The 25,973-nt window shown below is 60.9% G+C and carries 19 protein-coding genes and 2 pseudogenes; 13 read left to right on the top strand and 8 right to left on the bottom strand.

Going from position 1 to position 25,973, the window contains the following annotated elements; all coding sequences use genetic code 11:
- Window positions 1-129: 129 nt before the first annotated feature.
- Window positions 130-546, bottom strand: a complete 417-nt coding sequence (locus IVA92_RS13805) for a hypothetical protein (protein ID WP_247280295.1) — start codon at window positions 544-546, stop codon at window positions 130-132.
- An 809-nt stretch (window positions 547-1,355) separates the two neighbouring features.
- On the opposite strand from IVA92_RS13805, the gene IVA92_RS13800 reads away from it, so the two are divergent.
- The gene (locus IVA92_RS13800; RefSeq protein WP_247280294.1) at window positions 1,356-1,691 is read left to right on the top strand and encodes a hypothetical protein; all 336 of its coding nucleotides are present in this window, start codon (window positions 1,356-1,358) and stop codon (window positions 1,689-1,691) included.
- Between the two features lie 712 nt (window positions 1,692-2,403).
- Here IVA92_RS13800 and IVA92_RS13795 read toward each other — a convergent pair.
- Entirely contained in the window at window positions 2,404-3,843 is a 1,440-nt protein-coding gene (locus IVA92_RS13795) for an acetamidase/formamidase family protein (RefSeq protein WP_247280293.1), read from the bottom strand.
- Between the two features lie 176 nt (window positions 3,844-4,019).
- The gene (locus IVA92_RS13790; protein WP_247280292.1) at window positions 4,020-4,670 is read right to left on the bottom strand and encodes a tyrosine-type recombinase/integrase; all 651 of its coding nucleotides are present in this window, start codon (window positions 4,668-4,670) and stop codon (window positions 4,020-4,022) included.
- 410 nt (window positions 4,671-5,080) lie between these two features.
- Here IVA92_RS13790 and IVA92_RS13785 point away from each other — a divergent pair, with 410 nt between their 5' ends.
- Both IVA92_RS13785 and IVA92_RS13780 read left to right on the top strand, forming a co-directional pair.
- Window positions 5,081-5,635: a protein-L-isoaspartate(D-aspartate) O-methyltransferase gene (locus IVA92_RS13785; RefSeq protein ID WP_247280291.1), complete on the top strand. Its 555-nt coding sequence runs from the start codon at window positions 5,081-5,083 to the stop codon at window positions 5,633-5,635.
- 385 nt (window positions 5,636-6,020) lie between these two features.
- Complete coding sequence (locus IVA92_RS13780; protein ID WP_247280290.1) at window positions 6,021-7,862, top strand: tetratricopeptide repeat protein; 1,842 nt, start codon at window positions 6,021-6,023, stop codon at window positions 7,860-7,862.
- Window positions 7,863-7,967: 105 nt separating this feature from the next.
- On the opposite strand, the gene IVA92_RS13775 is transcribed toward IVA92_RS13780, so the two are convergent.
- Window positions 7,968-8,144, bottom strand: a complete 177-nt coding sequence (locus IVA92_RS13775) for a hypothetical protein (RefSeq protein WP_247280289.1) — start codon at window positions 8,142-8,144, stop codon at window positions 7,968-7,970.
- A 233-nt stretch (window positions 8,145-8,377) separates the two neighbouring features.
- Between IVA92_RS13775 and IVA92_RS13770 the strand changes: the two genes are divergently transcribed.
- The 8 genes and pseudogenes from IVA92_RS13770 (at window position 8,378) to IVA92_RS35665 (ending at window position 14,551) form a co-directional block, all read left to right on the top strand.
- Window positions 8,378-8,872, top strand: a complete 495-nt coding sequence (locus IVA92_RS13770) for a phasin family protein (protein ID WP_247280288.1) — start codon at window positions 8,378-8,380, stop codon at window positions 8,870-8,872.
- 130 nt (window positions 8,873-9,002) lie between these two features.
- Complete coding sequence (locus IVA92_RS13765; RefSeq protein ID WP_247280287.1) at window positions 9,003-9,962, top strand: alpha/beta hydrolase; 960 nt, start codon at window positions 9,003-9,005, stop codon at window positions 9,960-9,962.
- 129 nt (window positions 9,963-10,091) lie between these two features.
- A pseudogene (locus IVA92_RS13760) lies at window positions 10,092-10,482 on the top strand (VOC family protein).
- An 888-nt stretch (window positions 10,483-11,370) separates the two neighbouring features.
- Window positions 11,371-12,462, top strand: coding sequence for a TRAP transporter substrate-binding protein (locus IVA92_RS13755; protein ID WP_247280286.1), 1,092 nt, complete (start codon window positions 11,371-11,373; stop codon window positions 12,460-12,462).
- Window positions 12,463-12,720: 258 nt separating this feature from the next.
- Complete coding sequence (locus IVA92_RS13750; RefSeq protein WP_247280285.1) at window positions 12,721-12,942, top strand: hypothetical protein; 222 nt, start codon at window positions 12,721-12,723, stop codon at window positions 12,940-12,942.
- Window positions 12,943-13,005: 63 nt separating this feature from the next.
- Window positions 13,006-13,371 (top strand): hypothetical protein, encoded by a 366-nt coding sequence (locus tag IVA92_RS13745; protein ID WP_247280284.1) that lies wholly within the window; start codon window positions 13,006-13,008, stop codon window positions 13,369-13,371.
- 426 nt (window positions 13,372-13,797) lie between these two features.
- Window positions 13,798-14,343 carry a substrate-binding domain-containing protein gene (locus IVA92_RS35670; RefSeq protein WP_253075140.1) on the top strand — a complete coding sequence of 182 codons (546 nt, stop codon included), beginning with the start codon at window positions 13,798-13,800 and terminating at the stop codon, window positions 14,341-14,343.
- Complete coding sequence (locus IVA92_RS35665) at window positions 14,273-14,551, top strand: substrate-binding domain-containing protein (protein ID WP_346347919.1); 279 nt, start codon at window positions 14,273-14,275, stop codon at window positions 14,549-14,551. The genes IVA92_RS35670 and IVA92_RS35665 overlap by 71 nt, the downstream gene beginning before the upstream one ends.
- A 461-nt stretch (window positions 14,552-15,012) precedes the next feature.
- Here the strand turns inward: IVA92_RS35665 and IVA92_RS13735 are convergent, their stop codons facing one another.
- From IVA92_RS13735 to IVA92_RS13720, 4 genes and pseudogenes are all read right to left on the bottom strand, one after another.
- A complete protein-coding gene (locus IVA92_RS13735; protein WP_247280283.1) occupies window positions 15,013-15,999 on the bottom strand; it encodes a c-type cytochrome in 987 nt (328 codons plus the stop codon).
- A 408-nt stretch (window positions 16,000-16,407) separates the two neighbouring features.
- Entirely contained in the window at window positions 16,408-19,812 is a 3,405-nt protein-coding gene (locus tag IVA92_RS13730; protein ID WP_247280282.1) for an AAA family ATPase, read from the bottom strand.
- Between the two features lie 267 nt (window positions 19,813-20,079).
- Window positions 20,080-21,358: pseudogene (locus IVA92_RS13725) on the bottom strand (IS1182 family transposase); the annotation flags it as partial.
- 66 nt (window positions 21,359-21,424) lie between these two features.
- The gene (locus IVA92_RS13720; protein ID WP_247280281.1) at window positions 21,425-22,246 is read right to left on the bottom strand and encodes a phosphotransferase; all 822 of its coding nucleotides are present in this window, start codon (window positions 22,244-22,246) and stop codon (window positions 21,425-21,427) included.
- Between the two features lie 600 nt (window positions 22,247-22,846).
- On the opposite strand from IVA92_RS13720, the gene IVA92_RS13715 reads away from it, so the two are divergent.
- Window positions 22,847-23,662, top strand: coding sequence for an MBL fold metallo-hydrolase (locus tag IVA92_RS13715; RefSeq protein WP_247280280.1), 816 nt, complete (start codon window positions 22,847-22,849; stop codon window positions 23,660-23,662).
- Between the two features lie 286 nt (window positions 23,663-23,948).
- The gene (locus tag IVA92_RS13710) at window positions 23,949-24,848 is read left to right on the top strand and encodes an alpha/beta hydrolase (protein WP_247280279.1); all 900 of its coding nucleotides are present in this window, start codon (window positions 23,949-23,951) and stop codon (window positions 24,846-24,848) included.
- Window positions 24,849-25,973: the final 1,125 nt, after the last annotated feature.

The following is a 25,973-nucleotide window of genomic DNA, read 5'->3' as shown; positions in this document are numbered from 1 at the left end:
CGCGCAAAGGCCGGACATATGACCGCACCGTTCCAATGTGTGAAATCGACTGCAAAAGCTCTTGCCACGCGGGCCGTTCCACATATGGGGGCAAGGTCAACCGGCAAATTCCCGAACGACACATCGCTTCTAGGTTTGCGTCGTTTCATCTCCTCGAGATAAACCGTATAATCGTCCTTCGCCAATATTCTTGTCGGCCTTGCCGTGAAACGCTTCCTGAGCGAATGGTGCCGTAGCTCCATTGTACATGCCCATTCCACCGCTCCGAAGAGCGCGTTCTTCGGCGAGCGTAGCGAACAGCACGCCATGCATCCCCAGATCGACAACAACGGCCTCACCAACTTCGCCTACCCTCGCCAGGGACGAAAACCCAATTGCGCGGTTCAAACGGCCGGGCGCAAGGATCGTCAATTGACTCACGCTCGAACCCGATCGCTCACCTTCCGGGGTTTCTACGACAAGGGTCAGCCGTGACCTAAGTGTGGTCGTCTCGCCGCGAAATGCCCACCAGCCAACCGCTATGATCGCGACTGCGGCCACAAGCATTGCCAAACATCCGTTAGCGCGGCCGCTCATCCTGCCCCCTGCGTTAGTCGACACCACAGCGTAGGAGCATACCAAACGAAAATTGCACGTCTGCAGAACCACGATCTTGAGTAGTGACTGATCATTTACCGTGGTTAAGGATCAGTTGCCGCTAATAGGACGCGCCTGCGCTTTGGTTTGCTTGACCGCTTTTGGCCAGACGGGAAATTGCGGAGAACCGGCCAAATCGACGCGATTGACCCAAATCGGAAGTTGACGGAAAAAAGCTGGATGATACCGGGGGCTTTGAATGGCTGGCGAGGGTGATCAGTATTTCGCGACGACAGGGGCACTCTGGTCGAAGGGGCAAGCTACCGTGAGACGGGGTTGAACGTCGTCAATTCACGTTGCGCAATCCCAACGCTTGATTTTGGCCAGGTCGCGCTGGCGCGCCGCCAATGACTCGATTGTCCAGCAGAACGGGGTGATCCATGCAGCAGCTTGATAGTCCCCGCGATCGCAACGTCGTGTCGAACGGACCATAGAGCTTTGGCGCATTAGCGAGTCGCCGAAATCGCCTGTGACCTCAGCGCGAGAGAGCGCTGAGGTTGGCAGGCACCTGTCGGAGCCGCAGGTGCCGGCCATGCGTGGTGGGCGTCGCCGAACTACATGGCAACTGCCGAGTCTTAGTACGCATTGCTGTAGGTGTACGGGTAATAGCTACACCCATTTCCATACGAGTACCCATATCCATACGGGTAACAGTAGGCGTAGTCGTCATACGGGTAGCCGAATCCGAATCCGAAGCGGCGACGCCCGAAATCGCGATCATGGAATCCACGACCACGAAATTCGCCGCGGCCACGAAATTCCCCGCCATGGAATCCGCCGGCCATCCGGCCGCCACGGAATCCGCCACCGCGGAGGTCGCCGGCCACGCCGCCATGGAAGCCACCGCCACCAAAGCCGCCGCCATGGAAACCGCCACCACCGAAGCCACCGCCATGGAAACCGCCACCACCGAAGCCACCGCCATGGCCTCCGCCGATACCACCTCCGCCACCGCCGTGGCCTCCGCCTCCTCCTCCTCCGCCGCCGCCGCCGCCACCGCCGCGAGCCAACGCCATCGTCGGCGCAGCCAGGCCAACAGATGCAACGGCCAATAACGCGATTGCTGTCTTACGCAACATGATCATCCTCCTTGAGGACTATCGCTCCCAACCTCAACACCCATCGGAGGTGGCAATCGATCGAGAGAGACGCTACTGGCTTCGACATCACTGTTGCTCAACTCCGCGCGAGCGCCTGATCAAATTCAAACTCAGAAAGTAAATTCAAATTCAGAAAGCGCGTCGCGCGCGTTGCTCGATTCAAGCGATTCCACAGTTGCAGATGTAACTTGATCCTGGAATTTCGTAACAAAAAAGCTGCCGAGTTGCGCCACGTGACTTCGATCTCGCGCTCCAACTTCGCGAAGGTCTATGTGACAGGTGGTCCATGCAGCAGCTTGAATGTCCCCGCGATCGCAGCGTCGTGTCGAACGTTGCTAAGGAGGTGATGCGGAACCGGCAAAACCGGGCAACCGGCACTTCCGAGATTACCCCCAAGGCCGACGCAAGGCCCTATCCGCCTTCTCTGCGGTGCGATACCATTAGCGTAGACCTTCTTGCTGCGATGCACGACTCCGGTTTTGGCCCATCGCGTCAGTTTGCGGCACCGCTCGAACTCGGGCGCAAACGGAGCCTTGAGGACGTTTGCCGTCCATTCTGACGGACTACCTTCGGCGCGATTGACCCACTCGGACATTGCGCGCTATCCGCCCGAGGGCTACTGCTGGTCCGATTCTAACATTCCCGTCGCTTCATGGCTCCTAGAGCTTCAAGCCGTCGCTATACCGGCAAACAGGTTCTTCTTGATGATCGCATGGATGCCCCAATTGCCATCGACCACCTGCGTGACGCCGAAGTCGACTCCGATGGACATGAGCGAAATCGCCTCGTCCTCGGTCAATCCCTTGGTGGTCATCAGGAAGCTACGCATTTTACGAAACGCATCCCTTAGCGCGAGATCGATCGAGGATTTCTTGTAGATGTCCTGCTGCGCCGTAGGGCCGAGCTCCGCGAGATAATTGGGGAAGCTGAATCCGTGCAGAACCCATTCGTCCTGCGTCTCAAGCAGCGGGTAATTCAGCCCGGCGAGCGAACCGCTCAGTGAATTCTGCTTGTGCAGGATAAGCTGGAAGGTCCCGGTCAGCGACATTTCGATGGCGGTGCCGCACAATTCTGAATCGCCTTGCGCGGCGTGCGAGTCGCCGACTGAGAACAAGCCGCCTGGCACTGCAACCGGATAGTACAGGGTCGCGCCCTTGCCGATACGCCAATTATCGATGTTGCCGCCGAAATAGCTCGGCGGAATAGAATCGACGATGTCGGCTTCTTTTGGCGCCAGGCCCATCACTCCGAAATGCGGTCGGATCGGGATGCGGACGTTTTTGAGGATGTTGTGGTTCTCTTGCACGATCGAATGGTCGACCGGCACGCCGGGATAATCGATGATCTTGTGGACGACACCATACGGATCGGTCTGAGGCACCCAGCGGAAGTTGTAGACCGCGTGTGCCCAGTTTTGCTGCCCGCTGGCGTCGATTTCGTAGATCGTGCACACCTCGCGCGGCTTCGGTTCAGTGAGCAGATCATTGTAATGAAAGCCCCACCAAGCCGCCGCGTTGCTGCCGAATGACTTGCCCGGGTAGGCCGGGTTAGCGCAAGGCCGGGGCTTTACATCCATGATGCGGACTTCAATGATATCGCCCGGCTCGGCCCCGCGAACAAAAACCGGACCGGTCAAGATATGCACGCCGAAGCCTTCGCCTGCGCCGCGCCCGAGCTGCTTGCCGTCGATCGGGCCGGCGCCACGGCGATTGACGCCTTTCTTATCCTTGCTCCAAAGATAAATGCTCTCAATACCCGGATCGCCTTTGACCATACGTTCGACGTCGTCGCCGGCGTGGTGGGTCACGGCCTCGATGGTGATGTAATCGCCCGAATCCACTTCGAGCTGAGGCTTTAATAGTTTGCTGAAATAGCCCCAATGCACCGTGTCCGAGTTGGCCGGCAAGTAGTGGTAGGTCGGCTGGCCAGGCTTGGTCTGCGCCGATGCCGGAGTGGCCAGCGTGCCGCTTGCAGCCCATGCGGCTGCGCCACCGCCCGCGACGAATGCGCTCTTAACGAATGCGCGCCGCTCTTGGTCGAGGTCCTCAAGGAGCTTCTGTCGATGCAGCTCAAATCGCGGGCACGTTTGATCATCGCCTGCACACATGATGGTGACTCCTCTCTGACAAATTAGCCGGCAGGAGGTGGCTTGGTGACGCGCAAGAATTGAGCCTCAAGCCAAACTCGCCTCGCTTGGCCCACGCATAAAATTCAATGCTCAAATTTGCTTCACGGCAAGCGATGTAATCCGGCAGTCACACTGTCCAAACGCCACATCACTTGTCAAATGAGGTGTCTCGGCGCGGCCGACGACCTGGGGCTGCCGCGCACGGCGTGACAGGCGCGATTGAGCTGGCGCGTGGTCATCGGCTGCACCGGATCGCGGCCCGGGAACAACCAGCCCTGCGGGCGCGCCGCCTTCCAACAGGTCCGGAGCAGATCGAGCAGGTGTGGTGAGAGCATAACGTTACGGTCCTTGCCGCCCTTGCCCTGCTCGAGGCGGATGATCATCCGCTTGCTGTCGATGTCGGCGACCTTGAGCGAGACCACCTCGGCGGCGCGCAGGCCGGCACCACCATAGGCCACGCTCAGCGCCGCCTTGTACTTCAGCCCCGGCGCGGCATCGAGCAGCCGCGCCACTTCCTCGGGGCAGAGCACCACCGGCAGCTTGCGTGGCTCGTGAATGACATGGGTGTGCTCGACGATCTCGTGGCGCTTCAGCGTGACCTTAAAGAAGAACCGCAGCGTCGAAACGGTTTGATTGATGGTCGGCACACCAACGCCGCTCGCCGCCAGATGCAGCTGGTAGCGGCGCACGTCCTCGAAGCTCGCCGTATCCGGGGATCGCCCGAGAACGGCGAAGTTCTTGACCCTTTGCACATAGTCGTGTTGGGTCTTCGGCGCGAACTTGCGGATCGTCATGTCTTCGATCATGCGCCGGCGCAACGGGCTCATAGCCTCGTCGGTCATGGGGATGCTCCTGTCTTGGGTGAAGGTTGCGAACCCCTCATCTCAAGACAGGACGCCCCGTTGCGCTATCCTCTGGGCTCAATCGCCCGCCGCAGCGCGCTACCGCGCGAGCGGTTTAGTCCTCCGACCATTAATGGACATTAGAGGCAACTTACCAGCCAGCTGCAGTCATGTTATGATAGCTGAAGAACCGCCTGACGCACTACCGCCTGACGCACTACCGCCTGACGCACTGCGGTCATTCGCTTACCGGTCATCGGTCGAGTCCTCCCGTTGCGCTCAAGCGGTCGACGTGAATCGTGAACCTCTTGGGGAGCGCACGATCCGCCAGTGTTTTGGGACAGCAAGGCCTCTCGGAGAGAGTCCTTGAGGCCATGGAGCAAACGCAACGCCATCTATTTATCCCTGAGCGATCTTGCTCCCTCGCATACGCGGACAGACCGATACCGATCGGACTCGGGCAGACCATATCGCAGCCGTACATCGTGGCCTTGATGACCCAGTTGGTCGAGGTCGCGCCCGATCACGTTGTGCTCGAAGTCGGTACGGGTTCCGGCTATCAGGCCGCCATCCTTGCGCACCTGGCGCGAAAGGTCTGCACCATCGAGATTATCCCCCAACTGGCCGAGGCCGCCGCAAAAGCACTAAGAGACCTCGCGTATGACAATGTGAGCGTCAGACTTGGCGACGGCTATGATGGCTGGCCCGAATGCGGTCCTTTTGACGCCATCGTCGTGACTGCCGCGCTCGGGCAGCCACCGCCGCCGCTGATTGAGCAGCTTAAAATGGGTGGCCGACTCGTCATGCCTGTGGGATCCGGTTACACCACTCAGCAGCTCACGGTCGTCGAAAAAATCGCGCCCGGCAAGACGACGACGCGCGCGGTCGCCCTCGTGCGCTTTGTTCCCTTTACGCGTTCACAAAACTGAAAGCTCCCAACGGTCCAGTTCTTGCGGAGCAGGACTTTGGGGCCGTCTAGGTCGACGCCTTGCGCACTTTTGGAAGGCAGCAATTGGCCCATTAGGGACATGCCGACGCACGGCGACGATGTCTGTTTATATGGGTAGAGCGGAAGTCGTCGGTGCGCGGGCAAACTGACGCGAATGATCCGAAGCGGGAAAGAGCAGCACCGTTGACCCAACACGTCGAGCTTTCCGCCGACGCTAACGTGTCGCAGCCACAGACATTGCAGTCGCCTTGCGGAAAGGACGGAAACGTCTGAAATTCAGGGGTCTCTTTGAATCCTGTTCCCGCGCCCCGTTGAAGTCGCGGATCCGGCAGATTGTTTTCCTCCGCCCGATTTTGGAGCCCATTATGGCGACATTCACGCGATCTCAAAATCTACTGGGTTCCGTTGGCGCCGCCGCGCTCGGCGGAGTTGCGCTGGCGGCGCTGCTGGCCGGGAGCGGCTTTATCCTCGTGGACGCGCGAGCAACCGCCGTGGACATATCGCTGCCGCTCGTCGGCCCCGATGTTCCCATCTGCCGCGCGCCGGCCGCGACCGGCTCGCCAAACATGATGTTTCGCCTGGCTCAGACGGAAGTGCCACGCGCCGAGATGAGTGCCGCCAGCCCCGCGCTGGCATTCACGGACACCGAGCCGCCGCTGTGGACCGACATTGGCTCTACCACCTGGAAGATCACGACCGCGAACGAGCGCGCGCAGGCTTATTTCGATCAGGGCCTGCGTCTTTCCTACGCATTCAATCACGATGAGGCGCGGCGCGCGTTCCGCATGGCGCAAAAACTCGACCCTGACTGCGCCATGTGTTTTTGGGGCGAGGCGCTGGTGCTCGGTCCCAACATCAATCTTCCGATGCCGGAAGACGCGGCCGCGCCTGCCTACGCTGCCGCGCAGAAGGCGAAGGCGCTTGCCGGGAAGGCGAGCCCACGCGAGCAGGCGCTGATCGGTGCTCTGGTGGCGCGCTACGGCAGCGATCCGAAGGCCGCGCGCGCCCCGTTCGACGCGGCCTACGCGGCCGAAATGGCAAAGGTAGCAAAGCAGTTTGCGGAGGACGACGAAATCGCCACGCTCTATGCCGAGGCGGTGATGGATATCAGCCCCTGGGACTACTGGAAGCCGGGTGGCCGTGACGCCAAGCCGCAAAGCGCGCCGATCGTGCCGACGCTGGAGCGTGTGCTGGCTCGCAATCCCAATCATGCCGGTGCAATTCACCTCTACATCCATGCCGTCGAGGCGTCCGACCGGCCGAAGCGCGCCGAGCCTTATGCCGATCGGTTGCGCGGCGCGATCCCCGGTGCCGGCCACCTCGTCCACATGCCGAGCCACATTTACTATCGGGTTGGCCGGTATCTCGACGCGCTGGAAGACAACAAGACGGCGGTCAAGGTCGATGAAAAATACCTGGCCGAGACCAACGCGCCGATGGGAGTCTACCGGCTCGGTTATTATCCGCATAACGTGCACTTCGTGATGGCTTCGGCGCAGATGGCCGGCGACGGCCCGACCGTGATCGCCGCCGCGGAGAAGCTCGGTCAGCTTATTCCCAGCGAGGCTGCCAAGGGCATTGCGATGGTGCAGCCGGTCAAGGCGGCGCCTTACTTCGCGCACGCGCAGTTCAGCACGCCCGAGACCATTCTGGCGCTGCCGGATCCCGGCGATGCGATTCCCTATGTCAAGGCAATGTGGCTCTACGCGCGCGGCGTCGCGCTGGTGGCAAACCGTGACTTCGCGGGCGCTACTGCCGCGGCGAGCGCCATCGAGACGATCGAGCGCACCGCGGAGTTCAAGCTACTGAAGGATTCAGGCGTCCCGGCGCAGGAGGTGCTCCGCATCGCGCGCACAGTCATCCTCGCACGCGTAGCTCAAAACAAGGGCGACCATCGCACCGCCATCATCCGGTTCGAGCGGGCGGCGGCATTGCAGGACGCATTGGCCTACACCGAGCCACCCTATTGGTATTATCCGATCCGGCAGTCGCTTGCCGCCGCCCTGCTGCAGGCCGGCCGTTACGCCGAGGCGGAGCGGCAATTCCAGCGCGCGCTCAGCCGGGCGCCCGCCAATGGCTGGTCGTATTACGGGCTGGCGGAGCTGCACAAGTCGCGCGGCGATGCTACCGCGGCCCGCAAAGCCCAGGCTGATCTTGCCAGAACTTGGATCGGTGACCGCAAGCTGTTGCAGATTTCGAATCTCTGAAGCGTGCGACTGATTCGTGCCGCCTCCGTTCCTGGGCACTTTTCGGACATCTCGAAGATGGGCAGATGTCCGTTCTCGTAGGTAAAGCGGACGAAGCCGCATCGACTAGCCGATCTCGCCTTTTGACCCTGAGCCGCCATTCACAGGCAGCACGCCACTGCTTAAACCGGCGCGGTTCAGGTCTCCGCAACGTTCGGCGATCAGCCATCCGTCGATGCCTCCGGGCAGCTTGACGTCCGTGATGAGAACGTCGGCGATAAAATGGCCTTTGGAGAGACTCAACGCGCGGAGGGCTGATTTTTCTCAAACTGACACCGTTGAGCATAGGTCTAGAAGATCGCTAGCTAGACGTTTGTTGGTTGGAGTTGCTACCTAAAATCATCTCGACATCGCAGAGCGCGCCATTGATCTCGGTTTATGCGGAACTCCAACAATCCACGGGTTTGGAACGCCACATCACAATGCCTGTTGACCTGCAGAAATGAAGTCGCACCCCCATTTTCTTGGAGCGTCAGATGAGTAAACGCAAACCGGCGACAGCGCCGAAGCGCGCCCGCAATCCGAAATTGGCCGCGCGGGCTCAACCGAACAAGCAAGCCATTGTTCGAAGCCAGAAAGAGGATTTACTTCGCTCTGTTGCGGCAGTCCCGATTGAGACGCCTCTTGGGCTTCATGATGATCCTAAAGAGCCTCGGCTGGATGCCTTACCCGATGACCTCAGTCAGAGAATGACGGGTCGCGATCCAATGAAAGGCTTTGCTTTAGTGACGGCAAACATGCAGGCGTATGAAGCGAAGCTTCTTGAAATTGCCGGGGCCAACGCGCAATTAGCTTTTGAATTCGGCCTCAGACTTGCGTCGATCAGGTCACCAACTGAATTTTTCGGCGTCATTACGGAGTTTACAAACAGGCGGTTCGATATGTTCGGGCAGCATTCGAAAGAACTGGCGGCATATCCGTTCTGGCGCATCAATCCGCCCCGAGAGCTCACGGCTCTGCCGGGACGATAACTGGCGGCAAAGGATGGTCGCAAACGCGGATCACGCACGCGCCGATCACGGTTGGTTGCTGTCGGCTTGGGAGCGCGGCTCACAACGAGGGAGTGGAATCAGTGCTTGCCATCGCGAATAAGTTGACACCATGTCCACAACTGAAACCGTGCTGCTGATCGTTTTGGCCGGACTTGTCGTTCTGATCCTCGCCAACATCGCGTTTCAGGTGGCAGCGGAGCGAAACAATCCCCCGATCGGCGTCTTTACCGATTGCGACGGTGTGTACCTCCACCATATCGAACGGGGCGATGCCGCCGCGCCTTGCGTGGTCCTGTTTCACGGAAATGGCACCATGGTTCAGGATCTCGTCCTAAGCGGTTTGGTCGACCGCCTGGCCCAGAATTATCGCGTCGTTTGCTTCGACCGTCCAGGGTTTGGCTACAGCCACCGTCCGCGCACACGCATCTGGACGGCCACAACGCAAGCCGCCTTGTTCGCGAAGGCTCTTGATCAGCTTGGCGTGCGCAACCCCGTGGTACTTGGCCACTCCTGGGGAACGCTGGTGGCGATCGCTCTGGCGCTGCGAAGCGGTTATGCCGTGAGTGGGCTGGTGCTTGTGTCCGGCTACTATTTTCCAACCGCTCGGCCGGACTTTTGGCTCATGTCAGTTCCGGCACTGCCGCTGCTCGGCGATCTGATGCGCTACACTATCTCGCCGATCATATCGTGCGCCATTATGCCGAAGCTGATGCGCACCGTGTTCGCGCCGCGCGCCATCCCGCCGGAATTCAAGAACGAATTTCCGATCTCGTTGGCTCTCCGACCCAAGCAGTTGAGGGCGGCCGCCGAGGAGAGTGCGTTCCTTATTCCAGCTGCTGCGCAGTTGCGGCTTCAATATCGGGATATCCGGTGTCCGGTTAGGATCGTGCATGGAAAGGCTGACCGGCTCATCGAGGCCGACCAGTCGCGCCGCCTCCACGCGGTGTTGCCCCGCTCCTTGCTTCATCTGGTCGAGGATGCCGGTCACATGGTTACCTATGCAGATGCGGCGGGAATAGCGGATGCCGTGGCGGCGCTGGCGCCCACCGCACCGGTGAGGACCGCATAGGCTTTCTTGTTGCATTGCGGGCGTCCGCGGCGTCCGGTTTGTGGGCTAGACGAGACCAACCTAATGGGCGGAGCAAAGTCGCGCTTTGACCCGTTGCAGACTAAAGCCAGGTGCGTAGACTGAGTCCCCATGCGGCAGCAAATCGGTTACATCGCCCTTCTTGTTCGCGACTACGACGAAGCCATTTCCTATTTCACCCGACGCCTCGGCTTTGACTTGGTTGAGGACACTAACCTCGGCAACGACAAAAGGTGGGTTCTAATCGCTCCATCGGGCTCTCAAGAAACCCGCATCCTGCTGGCGAAAGCGGTTACAGCTGGTCAAACGCAACACATTGGTGATCAAGCTGGAGGCCGCGTGTTCCTCTTCTTGCACACAGACGATTTCTGGCGCGACTACGAAGCCTATCGCTCAAGGCGTACTGTTTTCGGGAGGAACCTCGCGTCGAGCCGTACGGAATCGTTGCGGTCTTGATGATCTCTACGGAAATCGATGGGATCTATTGCAGCTGACGCGATAGTTCTTACGAATCCTATGTGAACAGCCGCATCTCCGTTGCTATACCACGGCAGCTATTGACCCGTTGCCGAAGAGGGCCTTCACCATCGACAAGTTGGCTCGCCGGGATAGACCAGACGCTGCTCGGCTCGGTCCTGATCGCCGCCTTTGCCCACAGCCGGCTTGCGCGAAGCCTCAGAGGGCCGCTCTCGCCTTCATCAAAACGAACAGGTGAGAACCGGCGCCGATGAAAATGACTATCCCTAGTTCAGCACCGTGCAGTGTTGCGGCGCATATATCGAAACCAGCCAAATGAAGAGACGGACGGCCGCCATAAAGGCAATCATCCCCCACATAGCGAGCCATTTTGGAGCGTACCAAGTTGGCTCGCCGTTGGGACCCTATTGCATAGCAACGCGCTCGCTTACGATATGCCGGCCAAATAGCGGTTTAACCCGACGACCACCGCGACAGCGAAGAAGACGTAGTCCGCTGTACCATGCTTTCCGCATTCCAAACACCAGCCGAGACTATCCAAAGAGGGAGAAGCAATCCATTCTTGTTTAGATGGAGCCGGTCGCTTGTTTAGATGGAGCCGGTCGCGTCTACTTCTTTATGGTGCTGCTAGATTGACCGGACGCGATGACCGCTTCTGGTTCAGGCGGGTTCGTCGGCGCAAGATTGCCGCAATGCAGCGTGGCCGCTTCCCAATCCATCTCCGGTCCCATTTGACTTGCAGGTGGTGCTGTTCGCATCTCCTGCGCATCCCTATGTCTGATATAATTGATCTCTGCCGGGTTCATCCAAAAAAGGCCCGCATGAAAAATTGATCCCCGGAGGAGTACTGCCGTCGAAATGGCCGCGGGCCGGCGGTTTTACTCAATGAGCAATCATCCACAGGGGAAACGCCATGAAACGTCGTCAATTTCTAAGTACGGCAGGTGCCGGCCTCGCCGCGTCTGCCGGCGTTGTTGCGCCAGCCATCGCCCAGTCGATGCCTGAATTAAAGTGGCGCTGCACCACGAGTTGGCCGAAGTCGCTGGATGTGCCTTTCAGTGCATCAGAGACGATCGCGAAATATGTTGCGGAAGCTACCGACAACAAGTTTCAAATTCAGCCCTTCGCAGGCGGCGAGATCGTGCCTGCCTTGCAGGCTGTCGATGCAGTAAGCAACGCAACCGTCGAAATGTGCCACACCGCCGCCTATTATTTCATCGGCAAGGATCCGACCTTCGCACTCTATTGCTCGGTACCGTTCGGCCTGAACTCGCGCCAGCAGACTGCATGGTTTCAGGATCACGGCGGTCAGGACATGCTCAACGAGTTCGGCAAGAAGTACAACATATACGGTATTGCGGGCGGCAATACCGGCACTCAGATGGGCGGCTGGTTCCGCAAGGAGATCAACAGCGTCGAAGATCTCAGCGGATTGAAGATGCGGATCGGCGGTTGGGCGGGCAAGACCCTTTCAAAGCTCGGCGTGGTTCCGCAGCAGATCGCAGGCGGCGACATCTATCCCGCATTGGAAAAAGGCACGATCGACGCAACCGAATGGGTCGGTCCCTATGACGACGAAAGGCTCGGCTTCTACAAGGTCGCAAGGTACTACTATTATCCGGGCTGGTGGGAAGGTGGCACGGCGCTGCATTTCTTCATCAACCTGGACAAGTGGAACGCCCTGCCAAAGGCTTACAAGTCGCTCCTCGCTCTGGCCTGCGGCTATGCCAACATGGACGTTCAGGCGCGCTATGATGCGCGCAATCCGGCGGCCATCAAACGGCTCGTCGCCAACGGGACTCTTCTGCGTCCGTTCAGCCAGGCGGTGATGGAAGCGTGCCTAAAGGCTTCGAACGAGGTCAATGCGGAAACCTCCGCGTCCAGCCCTGATTTCAAGAAGATCTACGATTCGCAAGTGGACTTTCGAAACGACGAGAATCTCTGGTGGCAGATCGCGGAGTATTCATATGAAACATTCATGATCCGCATGCGTTCGAAGGGCTGAGCGAGCCGCGCCGGCCCTTCGGGATACTCTTATCAGCTTCAGCCGGAAGGAAGCCGGCCGTCGCGGCCCGATGGCGGGCCGACGGACAGCATTCGTGCTGACCGCGTCGATGATGGCACGCTTCAAGAACTCGGTTGTCTTCTGCGGTCAGCAGCAGATCGCTCTTCGGATTGAAGTGGTCTTGTCTTGAAAGTTCGTCACGTTAGTCGGATACTGGATAGGATCCCCTGGGCCATTATCAATCCGAGGAGGACGACCATGGCGATTCAGATCGTGATGGACCGCACCGGCGACAGCCATCACCCTTTCAACCCCCGCGACCTGCAGGAAGTGGCGAAGGCGGAGCAGCGGTTCTATGAGCTGACGAATGCCGGCTTCACCGCCGCGGTCCGGACGGGTCCCGGTCAGATCTCGCAGATCCGATCGTTCGACGCCAGTGCGGATGAAACCCTCTTTTTCCCCAGATTGATCGGCGGCTAGCCGCTCATGTTCGGCTTTCGGCCGTCGGCGTCGGGCGTCCGGTCCCGCACGAGAGCGGCGCGAATGCTCTTCATCAGGCACGGCGCCGAGCGCACACCAGAGGGGCGGTCGCTGCTGCTCTTGCGGCGTTGGCTATCGCCCGCGCAGAGGGAGCAGTTCGCAAGGAGGGGCTACTTCGAGGTTGTCGGAAGCGAAAGTGGGAAGCGGTACCGGATCCACGCCGGGACATCGGTGAACGTGTGCGAGATTGACGATAGAGGCCGCGTGCGGGAGGGGCTGTGCTTCATGCCGATCGGCGCGCTGCCGATCGGAGATGTCATGCTTGCCCAGAAGATTGCGTTGGAAACATCCGAGGGCAAGGCGCGCGCCGTGGCCAGGAGGTTCACGCCGAGCACTTTCCAGTTCAGACAAGCCCGACCTCTCGGTTGAGGCCACGTACTCGTCGCACCGCTGCACCAACTTCAACTCGGCACTTGAGAGCTGGCCCGTTCGCTTGTCGTTGGCGTTGCTGGACCGCTGGGCTTGCACACGTTGATGGGCGAGAGACGGCAAGATCAGATAGCAACATGATTACGTGTATCTCGAACCATCATTGCCCCTTGCAAACTGATTGCACGCAAGACTTGAGCCGTGGTCCTTGAGCGGGAGTTGGCTGTAACCATCGCCGCCTTCTAGTCCAAAGGCGCAGGTCCGGCCGGCGTCCCTGTTGTCGGCTCATCGAGGTAGACCGGAAGAAACCGGCGGAGCCGCCGACCGGCGCTCATGACCCATCTGAGACATTAGGCGTTGGACCTAGAACAGCGTAGCGTCCACATGCGGTCGAACGCTCAGTTCATATTTGCTTGTGGAGGTTACATGAGGACGGTTTCTTTCGCGGCAGTGGGCATCTTGGCCGGTATAATGCTGTCGTCGGCTGCGACCGCAGCTGAGTTGAGGGTTCTGGCTGGCGGCGCCATGACAGCGGTGTGGGCAGGTCTCAAGCCGAAGTTCGAGCAAACCTCAGGCCACAAGCTTGATATCTTCTTCGGCACCACCTCGAACTTGATAAAGGAAGCGACTTCCGGCAAGCCGTTCGATGTGGGCGTCGTGCCGGTCGAGGTGATGAGGGACGCCGGCGCGCAATCACACTTCGCAGCCGGGCCGACGCTGGACATAGCTCGTGTCGGCCTCGGTGTCGCGGTTCGCGCCGGTGCGCCGAAGCCCAACATCTCCACGCCCGAGGCGTTAAAGGCTGCCTTGCTCAAGGCGGAATCGGTCGCCTCGATTCCGGAAAGCGCAACTGGCTATTTCAATCGCGAAAGTATTCGAGCGTCTCGGCATCACCGAACCGATGAAAGGCAAGATGAAACCGCAGCCGACGCCGGCACAGGTCGTTGCTGTGGTCGCCAAGGGCGAGGCTGAACTCGCGCTGTTCCTGATGAACGTCTTGACGGCGCCGGGCCTCGACGTGGTTGGCCCGTTCCCCGCTGATTTGCAGCAGGATGTCGTATTCACGGCCGCGCTCGGTGCGGGCACGAAGGATGCCGCTGCCGCGAAGGCGCTCGTGGACTACCTGAAAACGCCGGACGCCATATCGGTGATCAAGAGCAAAGGTATGACGCCGGGCTGAAGCAATCAGCTGCGTCGTGGCGCAATGATTTCCATTCTGCCAAAGCGGATTGGCGCATGTCGGCTAATGCGATTGCGATTCTCACGGTGAAAAACCGGACTCCTGGCCCGTTGGCACAATTATTCATTGAACATGCGAGAGCTGTAGCAAAATCGTTGACGACGTGATCTGAGTGCCCGCTCTGTTCAACGATTGTCGACGCCTCTTGAGTTCGTGATGTCCGCTTCGCGTCAGCCTTTATCCCGTTATGGAGGTCCCCTGTTGGCCCATCGCTTCACTCAGTGCGATGCAGCGGCACTTCCGGAGTTTGGGGTAGACCGGAAGTGGCTGGCAGACGGCCAAACCGACGCGATTGACCCAAAGCGGCCGGACTGAATCGTCGGCATTGCGAGAGACTTGTAGCTGGCCTCGGCCCTGCTTCCGTGGGCGCGTCCTAATTAGGTCGGCGGCCCCGCCCCGCGTTACGGATCGAGCGAAGCAAGATAGGCTACGATCGCCAGCATGTCGTCCTGGTCGAGGTTGTTGACCACCTGCGCCATCAGCGGGCTCCACTCGCCGCTCCGCGCGCCATGCCCGAAATCGTAGAGCTGGCGAAACATGTAGCTCGGTGAGCGGCCGGCGATGCTCGGCAACGGCCCGAGACCCTTGAGCTCCGGCCCGTGGCACGGGGCGCATGCGACCGTCTTTCCCGACCCGCCTTTCACCAGTGCCTCGCCTTTCGCTATGGTGCCGACCGGCACATAGGCGGTGAAGGTCGAGCGGGGATCGCGGCTCTCGAAACGGTGCAGGTCGTCGGGAATTTCGAGAATGCGTTGCCCAAGCGGCTCACGTTCACCGCCCTCCACCGCTGCCCAGAGGAACGCCGCGATGTAACTTTTCGGCGCGGTATTGCTCTCGACCACCTTGATGCGCTTGCGCGGCTGGAGGCCGGAAAAATAGTCCGCCGCTGCTTCCACTTCCGCATCGGTGATCGGCTTGGAAAGGGCGATCATCAAGCTCGTCGGCAGACGGCCAGCGACGGCGGTGCTGCGCACGCCGCTCTTATAGTCAGCCATTTGTCGGATGATGTAGCTCTTCGGAAGACCTGCGAGGTCAGCGTTTTCCGGACCCCCAGGCCCGTCGGCGCGGTGACAAAACCCGCAGGCGAGCACGTCGGGCTTGCGGCCGTTGGCTACGATGTCCGGCAGCGGCCGATGGTCGCCCGGGTGCCAGATCGGTGCGACGAATCGGTCCCGGAGCTGGCTCCAGGTATACCCGGCCGTGCTGTTCGGCACACGCACAACGTTACCGTCATCGACCGGCGGCTTGTAGTTGGGATTGTTCTCCGGATAAGCCCACCGTGGCGGCGAGTCGCCCGCTGTGGCCGTCGTGATGGATAGCGCCACGCAAACTGTTGCCGACGCAAAGAAAGTTATAGCGATTTTCAGCGCGCCCTCGAACCTGTTCATGATTAGGCCCTCATGCTTCTCAGGCGGTGTTCCGCGGCGGAACACACACGGACGGCACTGCAAAAAGGCGATCAGTGGAGAATGCGATGCCCGCCGAGGGCACATGCTGCTCGTCACAATAGACGGGGACTTCGGCACATCCCGTTGAGCAGCTCCATAGTTACGCTACATCGATCACATGGTGGAGGAAAGAGGCTTGACTGATCTTGGCCCACAGCGTCGGACCTCGACGGTTGCCTTGGTGTCTGCTGCTTGCGGGTAGACCGGACGTCGTCGCGCGCATACTCACTCGACGTTCCTGACCCGGAGCCGTCATTCAGAGGCGCACGGCTTCACGCCACGACTGAAACCAGCGAGATGCCGTCTAAGGCGATTTGGCCAAGAGACCTGCGATGCTCGTATGCAGAATTAACTGCTGGTACTTGGGATCGGGTTCTTCGGCTCGGAGCTGGCCGTGGTCTCTTGAAGTATTGCTCTGGCGGCCTGTAGATCCGGAGTTCCAAAACCCTCGGTGAACTGGCTGTAGAGCGGGGTAAGCAGGTTGTGAGCCTCGCCGCGCCGACCCTGTTCGGTCCACAATCGTGCAAGGCGTGTCGCTGCGCGCAACTCCCACAACTTGGCGCGTTGCTCGCGCGCGGTTGCGGCCGCATGCCCGAACCGTGCTTCCGCGGTGCTCGCATCGGCCTTCGGCAGCCGCAGCATCAGCTCGCCCATCATCCGATGCAGCTCGGCCTCGAACCATCGCTCGCCGGTTTCTTCCACTCGGGCCAGCGCTTCGGTAACAAGATCCAGGCCTTCGTCCACTGCGCCGGACCGGCCGTGGACTTCAGCAAGCAAGCTTCGGAAATAGGGCACCAGGAAGCCCGCTCCGGTGGCCTGCCACATCGCAAGTCCCTCTCGGATCTGCGCGATACCAGCCCCAAAATTCCCAGCCTCGCCCAGCGTCCAACCGCGAATGATGACGCCGGCTCCGAGGAAGTGTGGGGAATCCTGCTCGGCTGCAAGCGCGATCAGCGCATTCGCCCGATCTCGGGCCTCGTCTTGATCCTGGCGGAGCTGCGACAGGATGCAGCCGTAAAGCAGGGCATAGCCGAGGGTGTTGCGGTGGGACAATTCCTTCGCGTCCGTCAGTGCCTCTTCGCTCCTCGCCTTTGCCTGCTCGGGATAGCCGAGGGCGAATAGTCCCCAGGATAGAACGGACAGTCCCGCCACGCTTGGATCCTGCGCGAACAGGAAGGCAAGCGACCGATGGACGGCCCGATCGTAGATAGCGAGCGTCCGCTCCAGATGGGCGCGAGCAGCCACTAACTCGCCGCGAAGCAATTCAGCGGTTCCGACGATGCGGTTGCCAATGGTTTCGGCGGCCGCATCGTTCTGTTCCTGCGCGCGGCGGAGTAAATTCTCGCCTGCAGTTCGACCGGCCTCGAGCTCCGCCCTCACGACGTGAAAAACCCACTCCCCATAGAGAACAGGAAAAAGTCGCAACGTATCGCCGAGGCGCTCGCACAAATCTCGGGCCCGTGCGTTGGTCCGCCCGACCTCCGGTGCGGCCCAACCCTTCGCAGCCATCAGGGCGACACCGAGGGCGACCTGCAGTTCGAGTTCTCGCCGCCATCGTGCGGCGTCGTCGGCGAGAGCAGGGATCAGCTCAAGCCCTTTGGTCAGTTGCGTGATCGCCTCTGCTGTGGCCGAGCGCGCGATCTCTGATTGTCCCGCCCTCAGCCAATAGTCGATCGCCGGTTCGGCCAGCCCCGCCTCCATGTAATGGTGGGCCAGAAGTTCGGGTTGCGCTTGCACTGTCTCCGGAAGATGCTGCTCGAGCGCGGCGGCGATCCGGGCGTGCAAGCGCTGCCGCTTCGCGCGCACCAGGGTCGCATAGGCGGCGTCCTGCACGAGCGCGTGCTTGAAGTTGTAGGTCGCCTGAGGCGGCTGCCCGCGCCGGAACACCAGGCTCGAGCCGACGAGGTCGTCCAACGCCGCCTGCAGCTCGCTCTCCGGCAGCGCCGTCGTCATCACGAGGAGTTCGTGCGAAAATTCGCGGCCGATTGCGGCCGCGACCTGGGCCACCTCACGCGCCGGGGCCAGCCGGTCGAGCCGGGCCAGCAGCGACTCCTGCAGCGTGGTTGGGATCGCCATCGGCGGCAGTGGCCCCGCGAGCGCGTAGTGATCGCCCTCATCGCGGAGCAGATTCGCCTCCAGCACGGTCCGCGTTAGTTCCTCGACGAACAGGGGCACGCCATCCGTCTTGGCGACGATCTGGTCGAGCACCGCAGGCGGCAGCGCCTTGCCGCCGCTCAGCCGCGCAACCATGGCCGCGCTCTGCCGACGGCTCAAGCGGCTGAGGGTCAGCGCGGTGACATGGGCATAGTGTGTCCAGGGCGGCTCGAACTCGGGCCGGAAGGTGATGAGGACGAGCACGGGGGCGCCTTGCACCCGGTCGACCAAAAGGTCGAGCAGCTCGAGCGAGGTCGGATCTGCCCAGTGCACGTCCTCGTACAGGGCGAGGACGGGCCGGCGCGCTGCGAGGCCGAGCACCTGATTGACCAGCTCCTCGAGCGTTCGCTCCTTCTGCCGATGCGGGCTCATGTCGAGCGGCGGGTAGCGCGCATCCGTCTCGAGCGACAGCAATGCCGCGAGCAGCGGGGCCACCGCGGTGACATCATCGATCGACAGCGCAAGCAGCGCCTCGAGCTTGTCGAGCCTCGTTGCGGCGGGATCGTCCGCGGCGAAGCCCGCCGCCCGCTCCAGCAGGCCGATCACCGGATAGAGCGGGCTGGTTTGATGGTGCGGTGAGCAGTAGTGGCTCAGGGGCGTATGCGGCTCATTCTCAAGTCGCCCGCGCAGCGCCCGCACGAGGCGCGACTTGCCGATGCCAGGCTCGCCCGCCAGCAGCACCACCTGGCCTTCACCCTCCTTGGCTCGCTCCCAGTGCTCGAGCAGCAGGCCGATCTCATTGTCCCGACCGACAAGCGGCGTCAGCCCAGTTCCGTGCAACGCCTCGAACCGGCTCTCGGCGCTGCCTTCGCCGACCACGCGCCACGCCCGCACCGGAACGGGAAAGCCCTTCAAGATCTGCATGCCGAGCTCGGCGAGCTCGAACAGCCCGCCAATGAGCTCCCGGGTGCGAGCGGAGATCACTACGGTGCCCGGCTGGGCCAGGGTTTGCAGCCGCGCCGCGAGGTTCGGCGTGTCGCCGACCACGGTCTCCTCGCGCGCCGCGCCTTCGCCGATCAGCTCGCCGACAACCACCGGGCCGGTGGCGATGCCGACACGGGCCGCGAGCTTCTCGCCATGCGCCGATCCCAGTCCGAGCACCGCCGCGACCGCGGCGAGGCCGGCCCGCACGGCGCGTTCGGCCTCATCCTCGTGAGCGCGCGGATAGCCGAAATAGGCCAGCACACCATCGCCCATGTACTTCGCCACGTGCCCTTCGAACCGCGCGATCGCGCCCGCCACCGCGCTCTGATAGTCTCGCAGGACTTCGGCCATTTCCTCCAGATCGAGCCGTGCTGCGAGCGCGGTTGAGTCGGCCAGATCGACAAACATCACCGTGAGCTGGCGGCGCTCAGCCTGAGGTCCAACCGACGCCGCGGCGGGTGCGGCCGTGACAGGGATAGTCGCCGGAATTGAGCCGGCGCGCAGGGCGGCGACGGCGGCGAGCAGCTTGCGGCGATGGCCGATCGAGGTGACGCCGAGCCCGATCAGATCCTCGGCCGTAAGGTCCATGAGGACCTCGGCGTCGATGTCGTTCTCCCGGAACGCCTGCTCGTACCGTCCCAGCCCCAGATCACGCAGCCACGCCGCGACATCCATGGGCGTCTCCCGGCTCGATCGTCCTCAGAGCGCTAGATGCTCCAGCCTACCTCAAAATGGCACGCGCGGGGCGCGGTGAAACGTCACGAGCTGACTGCGGAGGAAGGGCAGCTTCTGGCCCAGGCCGTGTGAAAATCCGGCAACTTGGGGAGCTCCGGCGCATTTCGGGGCCGCCGAGCTTCCAATTCGGTGGAATCGAGCTCCTGTCATTTCGGTGGCAACCAGGAGCTTCGTGTAGGCGCCGATTTGGTCGCGCAGAGGCCGGCCTCACGCCTGCATCGCCTCCAGCAATCCGCCTACGCCTACAATCATGATCACGCGCTTCATGTTGTAGGCGAGCACGTTGAGCGCCATCTCGGCGGCCACCTTTGGCAGCTTTTTCGTGAGAAAGTGCGTTGCTCCCATCCAACACTTCATCGTGCCGAAACTTCATCGTGCCGAACGGATGCTCCGCTGTCTGACGGCGGACACCCGTTGCATTGGGGTTGTGGTCGAGCCGATCCTGAACTTTTTCCAGAACGGCCTCATGCTCCCAGCGTGAGATGCGGCGCTCGGGACCTGTCGTGCACTGAGCTCTTAGCGTACAGGTCTTGCAGGTGCTTGTCCAATATCGGCGCAATACGTTCGTATAGTGATAAGTTAGCCGCTCGCTGGCGGGACAGCGATAAACATCATTGGCGGCGACATAGATGAAGTCCTGTTTGCCGAATCGGCCAGCAGCCATGGCGCCCGACGTCATCGGCTTCGGCAACGTCACCGTGATGTCGGCTTCCTCGCAGGCCCTGATCTCCTCGCCATCGTAATAGCCGCGATCTGCCACGACTTCGATCGTTTCGACAGCCATCTCGTCGCGAGCCTGCCTGGCCATGTTGGCGAGTTGGTGTCGATCGCTGCCCACGTTGGTCACCTCGTGAGCCACGATGAGATGATGCCGCGTATCAACTGCAATCTGCACGTTGTAGCCAACGATCCCGGTGTCCTTGCCACTTGTCGCCATCGAGCGCGCGTCAGGATCAGTCAGCGAGATCTGCTTGTCCTCACTCTCTATCATCTCCGCGTTGATCGCATTGAGCCGGATGATCTCCTCCTTGAGCTTCTTGATCTTGCCCTTTAACCGCTCAACCTTCGCCTCCGGCACCGCGTCGCCATGCCGATCAGCGGTCTCGAGCTGCGAGAGATAGCGGGCGATGCTCTCATCGATCCGCTCAAGACGCCGCTTCATCTTGGCCTCGGTAAAGTTCTTGTCCCGCGCATTGACAGCCTTGGACTTTGACCCGTCAATGGCGACGCTTGCTGCACTGAATAGATCAAGCTTGCGGCACAGTGCGACGAACTCGCGACAGACCTCACGAATGGCCTTGCCATTGTCCTTGCGGAAGTCCGCAATGGTCTTGAAGTCCGGCGCCAGCTGCCCGGTCAACCAGATCATCTCGATATTGCGCTGGCATTCCCGCTCCAGCCGTCGGCTCGACGGCACGCGATTGAGGTAGCCGTAGATGTAGATCTTGAGCATCATGCCGGGATGGTAGCCGGGGCGCCCCGTGTCGAGTGGCTGAACCCGAAGCCGTCGCTGAGCAGCCGCATCGACGGCCACGCGCGCGCGATGAAGGATTCAGTCGTTCGGGCGCAGGGCCGCTTCGGCGAGCTGCATCATCCGCTTCCATCGCTCACTTGTCGGGCCGCCCATTAGCAGGAAGTAGCGGACGATCGCGATCGGCAGCCAGGCCTCCATCGCTTGCTTCAGCGCCGCTACCGGCGTGCCGGACAGCCGGGCGTATTCAGATTGCGCGGCGGCATTGACCGCAAGCGGCCGCTGCGGATTGTCGGTGACGTCGAGGGCAAACTCGGTCAGGCTGATGTGAGTGAACCCATGATCGAGGGCCGCTGGCGCGCGGATTGAAAAGGTCCAGTCGATCAGCCGCGGACCGTCCGCCGTCATGATCACATTTTGGAGGTGTATGTCGCCATGGCACAGCCCGTCCTCCGGCTGCTGCAGGCGGTCGATCAGCGCGAGGATGCCGGAGGCGATGTGCTTGGGCACGACGTCGCCCGAGTGCCTGAATGCGGTGTCCATCCAGCCGCGCAGATGGAAGGCCTCCGCTGGCGGCGACATCCTGTGTACGGATAGGCCGAGGGACGCAAGGATCGCACCCGCCTGAGCGAACGTGACGGCGCCGCTGCGCGTGACTTGCAGCAGTGTCGGTCCGTCGAGACGGCCGAGCACGATGCCGAAGCGTCCATCGAGCGTCACCTCGCCGAACACCTCCGGCGCTGGCACGCCGGCGGCGAAGACTGCCTCGGTCATCCGCACCTCTTGCTGGATGAGCCGCGGCGGGAAACCTTCCTTGAACAGTTTTACGACCTGACCGGGCGCCCAGGCGTGGATGTCCGCTGTGCCGCCCTGGTTGATCTTCTCTCCGAGGGCTCCCCGCATTGCCCGTCCTCCCGCCGGTCGCGACCAAACACCAACGGCGGGCAAAAGAGAACCCTCCCGCGATCTTAGTTGTCAGCCATGATCGTGGCTTGTCCCCGGCCGCAGCGTTTGCCAGAATCGCGAAGCGACGCGCGGTTTGAGACAAGCTCGGTTCTGGCCCGTAGCCGAACAGCGGCAGGGCGTGGCAAGTCGCCTGTCGAGGGTAGACTGGACACGAGAAGGCTCGTGCCCCCGATCGCCGTGCTGAGTTTCTGAGATATGGCGTGCTCCTGTCTTGAACGCCCCTGCCAGCTTCTCGCACTGGCAGGGCCGGAGCACAGCCGGACCAACCGATTAGCGGTCATGTTGCCCTGGGGTCGCTACTGTGAAAAAGTGTGAGCCTTGGAGAATGAGATAGGGCTTCGACACGCCGCGCGATGTACCAGCGGCAGCAGATAGAACATCATCTGATTTCGACCGGGAGGGCAGCGTATGGCCTCAAAGTGTCTTCAGAGAATGCTAGGAATCGCACTATTTGCCCTCGTCGTTGTCCCAGCGGCGACGGCGCAAGGACAAGAAATTAAGGTAACACTCTTAGGGACAGGATGCCCTCCGGCCGTTATGAATCGGTTCGGACCGAGCATCCTCGTCGAAGCGGGTGGACAGAAGTTCATTTTCGATGCAGGCCGCGGCGCCCTTCAGCGGCTCAACCAGATCAAGATTCCCTGGCAGGATGTAAACGGCGTCTTTCTCACCCACCTGCATTCAGACCACGTCGTCGGCTTCCCGGATCTGTGGCTAACCGGTTGGCTTACGCCGGGCCGGGATCGGCCACTGCAGGTCTGGGGACCCAGAGGGACGAAGCGCATGATGTCGCTCCTCGAGCAGGCATTCGAATATGACATCAGGATTCGCCTTTACGATGACCGAGCGGCACCAGACGGCGTAGTCATTCTCGCCGAGGACATCACCGAGGGGCTCGTATATGAGAACAGCGGTGTGAAGATCACCGCGTTCGAAGTGGACCACACGCCGGTGAAGCCCGCGTTTGGTTATCGTATCGACTATTCAGGTCGGTCTGTCGTGCTCTCCGGAGATACCCGCACCTCTGAAAATCTCATCCGACACGCGCAGAATGTTGATCTCTTGATTCACGAGGTCGCCTCGCCTGAGACGTTCCAGCGGGTTGGAGTTCCACCAGCGCGAACGACAAGTGTTGTCGCCCACCATGTCACGCCAGAGCAGGCTGGAGATGTGTTTACGCGGACGACGCCCAAGCTCGCGGTGTATTCACACATCGTGCTGCCGAACGCAACCGAGCAGGATCTGATTCCACCAACGCGGAAGACTTACTCCGGTCCCTTGGAGCTCGGTGAAGATCTGATGGTCATCGACGTCGGCGAGAAGGTTGAAGTCCGAAGACCCGCCAAACCTTGACCCCGGCGTAAAATCCAGCACTGACATGATTGAATCAGCTCGGGCCAATTTGCTGCGCCGCGTGAGTCCGGTTCTCGTCCTTAGCTGTCCTTCGTCTTGAGCGTGTGGACGCCGGCTTTCCGGTCGCAAGCGGAAGAAGGACGGATAGTGTCGGCAAGACGGCTTGTGACCCAACGTGGACTCGGGCTGTCAAGCCTGCGGTTTATTGATAGCTGCAACGCAACGTCGCATGGCGGAGCTTACATCACCGGGATATTGTATCTACCTTGAGATGCAGGGGGTCATCATGCACTTAGCACTCAAAGCCCTTATATCCGGCCTCATTCTCTGGCCTTGGCATTTGGCACCAGCTATCGGAGCTGATGTCAAACAGGTGAGCGTCAACGGCACGCAATTCGCCTATATCGAGGCTGGGCAAGGTGATCCCGTTGTTTTGGTGCACGGCGGACTTCAGGACTATCGTTTTTGGAATGCGCATGTTCCGGTGTTCGCGAAAACCTATCGTGTCATCGCCTATAGCCGGCAGAACCACTTTCCGAACGCAACGAACAAGGATGGTCTCCCTGATGCCGCCGCAGACGTTCACGGCGAGGATTTGGCCGCCATCCTGGCCGGGCTCGGCGTAAAGCGAGCTCATATAGTTGCTCACTCGGCCGGCGCACATGCTGCGCTGTTCTTCGCTTTCAATCACCCTGAAATGGTGCAAACGCTGATCATCAATGAACCCCCGGCCACAGGTTTGCTCGCCGGAGCACCCGGAGGCGCGGAGATCTTGAAGGAATGGAACGTTCGGTTTGCGTCCACACGGGACGCGTTCCGAAATGGCGAGATCGATGCGGGGCTGCGGCTGTTTGCCGAAGCTGTTGGCGGACCCGGCACCTACGACCGGCGGTCCGAGAGCGATCGCAAGATGATGTCGGACAATGCGCTGTCTTCCGTCGCGGACGTGATAAGTACCCGCCCGCGTCCGGTGTTCACCTGTGACATGGCAAAGCGCATTTCGGCGCCCACGCTTGTAACGAATGGTGAGCGCAGTCCCGAGTTCTTCCGGCGCATCGTGGACGAACTGGAACGATGCCTGCCTCAACGAACTCGGGTCAAAATTCCCGACTCATCTCACACCGTTCCGGGAGAAGCCCCGCACGCCTATGACGAAGCCGTAGTTGCCTTCATCGCGAGCCACTAACAAAGTGCGGCTGCTCGTGTGCTCTGAGGTGCCTTAGTCTGGTGACCACCGGAGCGCTCTAGCTCTCTCTTTCGCCCCGTCCACCATTGGTGAAGTGATTGAATGAAGCAGCGCGACTTCCGGTACTGGGCCCATGGCTGACTGTCTGCGCGATAGGCGCGGCGGCCGCTGCCGGACGGTGAACGGACCACCCTGGTGCAGGCTGCCGAGGACAGTCTTTGGACCCGCAGCGGACGCACGGATCAGACGATAAATCCACGATAAAGTAGGTCTGGCATCCTGCACTGTACCAACGAAGCGGAAACCTTTGCGCGTCTATGTTCTGATCAACTGCTGTTTCTCGCCCGTGTCGCCGCTTGCGATCGGGGCGGCATGAGGCGAGTCAGCGCGGCATCCGAGACGACGCGACCATTCCAAATGCCAGCGATGAGCTCGTCCTTACTGACGACGCATTCCCTGTTGCGGGTCAAATACTTCTGAAGGTCGAGCATCTGCGGCATAACAGAGATCGTCTCGGCTCCCTGCCGCAGCTCCGCCGGTTCGTATCCAGCGCAAAATCGGAAAAGGAGCAAAGCAAAAATCGAAACGGAGCAAAGCAAATGCGTCCTCCTACGGCACGATCGCACCTAACGAGCTGGGATGTAAGCAGATGGTAAGAAGAATGGAAGCCGTTTGTAAAGCGCTTCCTATGACCTCGGTTCATCCTCGTGCGCGGCTGAACAGTATGAACTGCTTGCCGATCTCGCGTCACGAGGGAGGGCATCATGAGGCGGATGGTTGCGCTGACGGGGGACGTCGCTGGAGCGACACTCTTGCTCTGTGTCGCATGCGTTCTCGCCTCTGCGAACCGCGCTCACGCTCAATGCTCGGCGCGTGATGTGTTGCATAGGCAGTTGATACTCAAGGCGACGGCCGTTGGCCCGACACGGATGGGTCCAGTGACGTCCGTTTCGGATGTTGCCGGATGGAAAACAATCAGCATCGGAACGTTCCCAGATACGTTCGCTCTAATTACCGCACTGAGTGTGACCTTGCCCCCATATGTGGAACGGCCCGCGTGGCAAGAGCTTTTGCAGTCGATTTCACACATTGGAACGGTGCGGTCATATGTCCGGCCTTTGCGCG

The sequence above is a fragment of the Bradyrhizobium sp. 154 genome (assembly GCF_023073875.1).
GTDB lineage: Bacteria > Pseudomonadota > Alphaproteobacteria > Rhizobiales > Xanthobacteraceae > Bradyrhizobium.
The sequence above is the reverse complement of the archived record's forward strand: the minus strand, read 5'-3'. Positions and strand labels throughout refer to the sequence as shown.

Bases quoted from the DNA above. Each gene is read 5' to 3' on its own strand.
- IVA92_RS13720 (WP_247280281.1), bottom strand. From the start codon at position 22,246: ATGCGGGGAGCCCTCGGAGAGAAGATCAACCAGGGCGGCACAGCGGAC.
- IVA92_RS35665 (WP_346347919.1), top strand. From the start codon at position 14,273: ATGAAAGGCAAGATGAAACCGCAGCCGACGCCGGCACAGGTCGTTGCT.
- IVA92_RS13785 (WP_247280291.1), top strand. From the start codon at position 5,081: ATGGAGCAAACGCAACGCCATCTATTTATCCCTGAGCGATCTTGCTCC.
- IVA92_RS13790 (WP_247280292.1), bottom strand. From the start codon at position 4,670: ATGATCGAAGACATGACGATCCGCAAGTTCGCGCCGAAGACCCAACAC.
- IVA92_RS13780 (WP_247280290.1), top strand. From the start codon at position 6,021: ATGGCGACATTCACGCGATCTCAAAATCTACTGGGTTCCGTTGGCGCC.
- IVA92_RS13715 (WP_247280280.1), top strand. From the start codon at position 22,847: ATGAATCGGTTCGGACCGAGCATCCTCGTCGAAGCGGGTGGACAGAAG.
- IVA92_RS13730 (WP_247280282.1), bottom strand. From the start codon at position 19,812: ATGGATGTCGCGGCGTGGCTGCGTGATCTGGGGCTGGGACGGTACGAG.
- IVA92_RS13805 (WP_247280295.1), bottom strand. From the start codon at position 546: ATGCTTGTGGCCGCAGTCGCGATCATAGCGGTTGGCTGGTGGGCATTT.
- IVA92_RS13750 (WP_247280285.1), top strand. From the start codon at position 12,721: ATGGCGATTCAGATCGTGATGGACCGCACCGGCGACAGCCATCACCCT.
- IVA92_RS35670 (WP_253075140.1), top strand. From the start codon at position 13,798: ATGAGGACGGTTTCTTTCGCGGCAGTGGGCATCTTGGCCGGTATAATG.
- IVA92_RS13765 (WP_247280287.1), top strand. From the start codon at position 9,003: ATGTCCACAACTGAAACCGTGCTGCTGATCGTTTTGGCCGGACTTGTC.
- IVA92_RS13735 (WP_247280283.1), bottom strand. From the start codon at position 15,999: ATGAACAGGTTCGAGGGCGCGCTGAAAATCGCTATAACTTTCTTTGCG.
- IVA92_RS13745 (WP_247280284.1), top strand. From the start codon at position 13,006: ATGCTCTTCATCAGGCACGGCGCCGAGCGCACACCAGAGGGGCGGTCG.
- IVA92_RS13755 (WP_247280286.1), top strand. From the start codon at position 11,371: ATGAAACGTCGTCAATTTCTAAGTACGGCAGGTGCCGGCCTCGCCGCG.
- IVA92_RS13710 (WP_247280279.1), top strand. From the start codon at position 23,949: ATGCACTTAGCACTCAAAGCCCTTATATCCGGCCTCATTCTCTGGCCT.
- IVA92_RS13770 (WP_247280288.1), top strand. From the start codon at position 8,378: ATGAGTAAACGCAAACCGGCGACAGCGCCGAAGCGCGCCCGCAATCCG.
- IVA92_RS13800 (WP_247280294.1), top strand. From the start codon at position 1,356: ATGGAATCCACGACCACGAAATTCGCCGCGGCCACGAAATTCCCCGCC.
- IVA92_RS13795 (WP_247280293.1), bottom strand. From the start codon at position 3,843: ATGTGTGCAGGCGATGATCAAACGTGCCCGCGATTTGAGCTGCATCGA.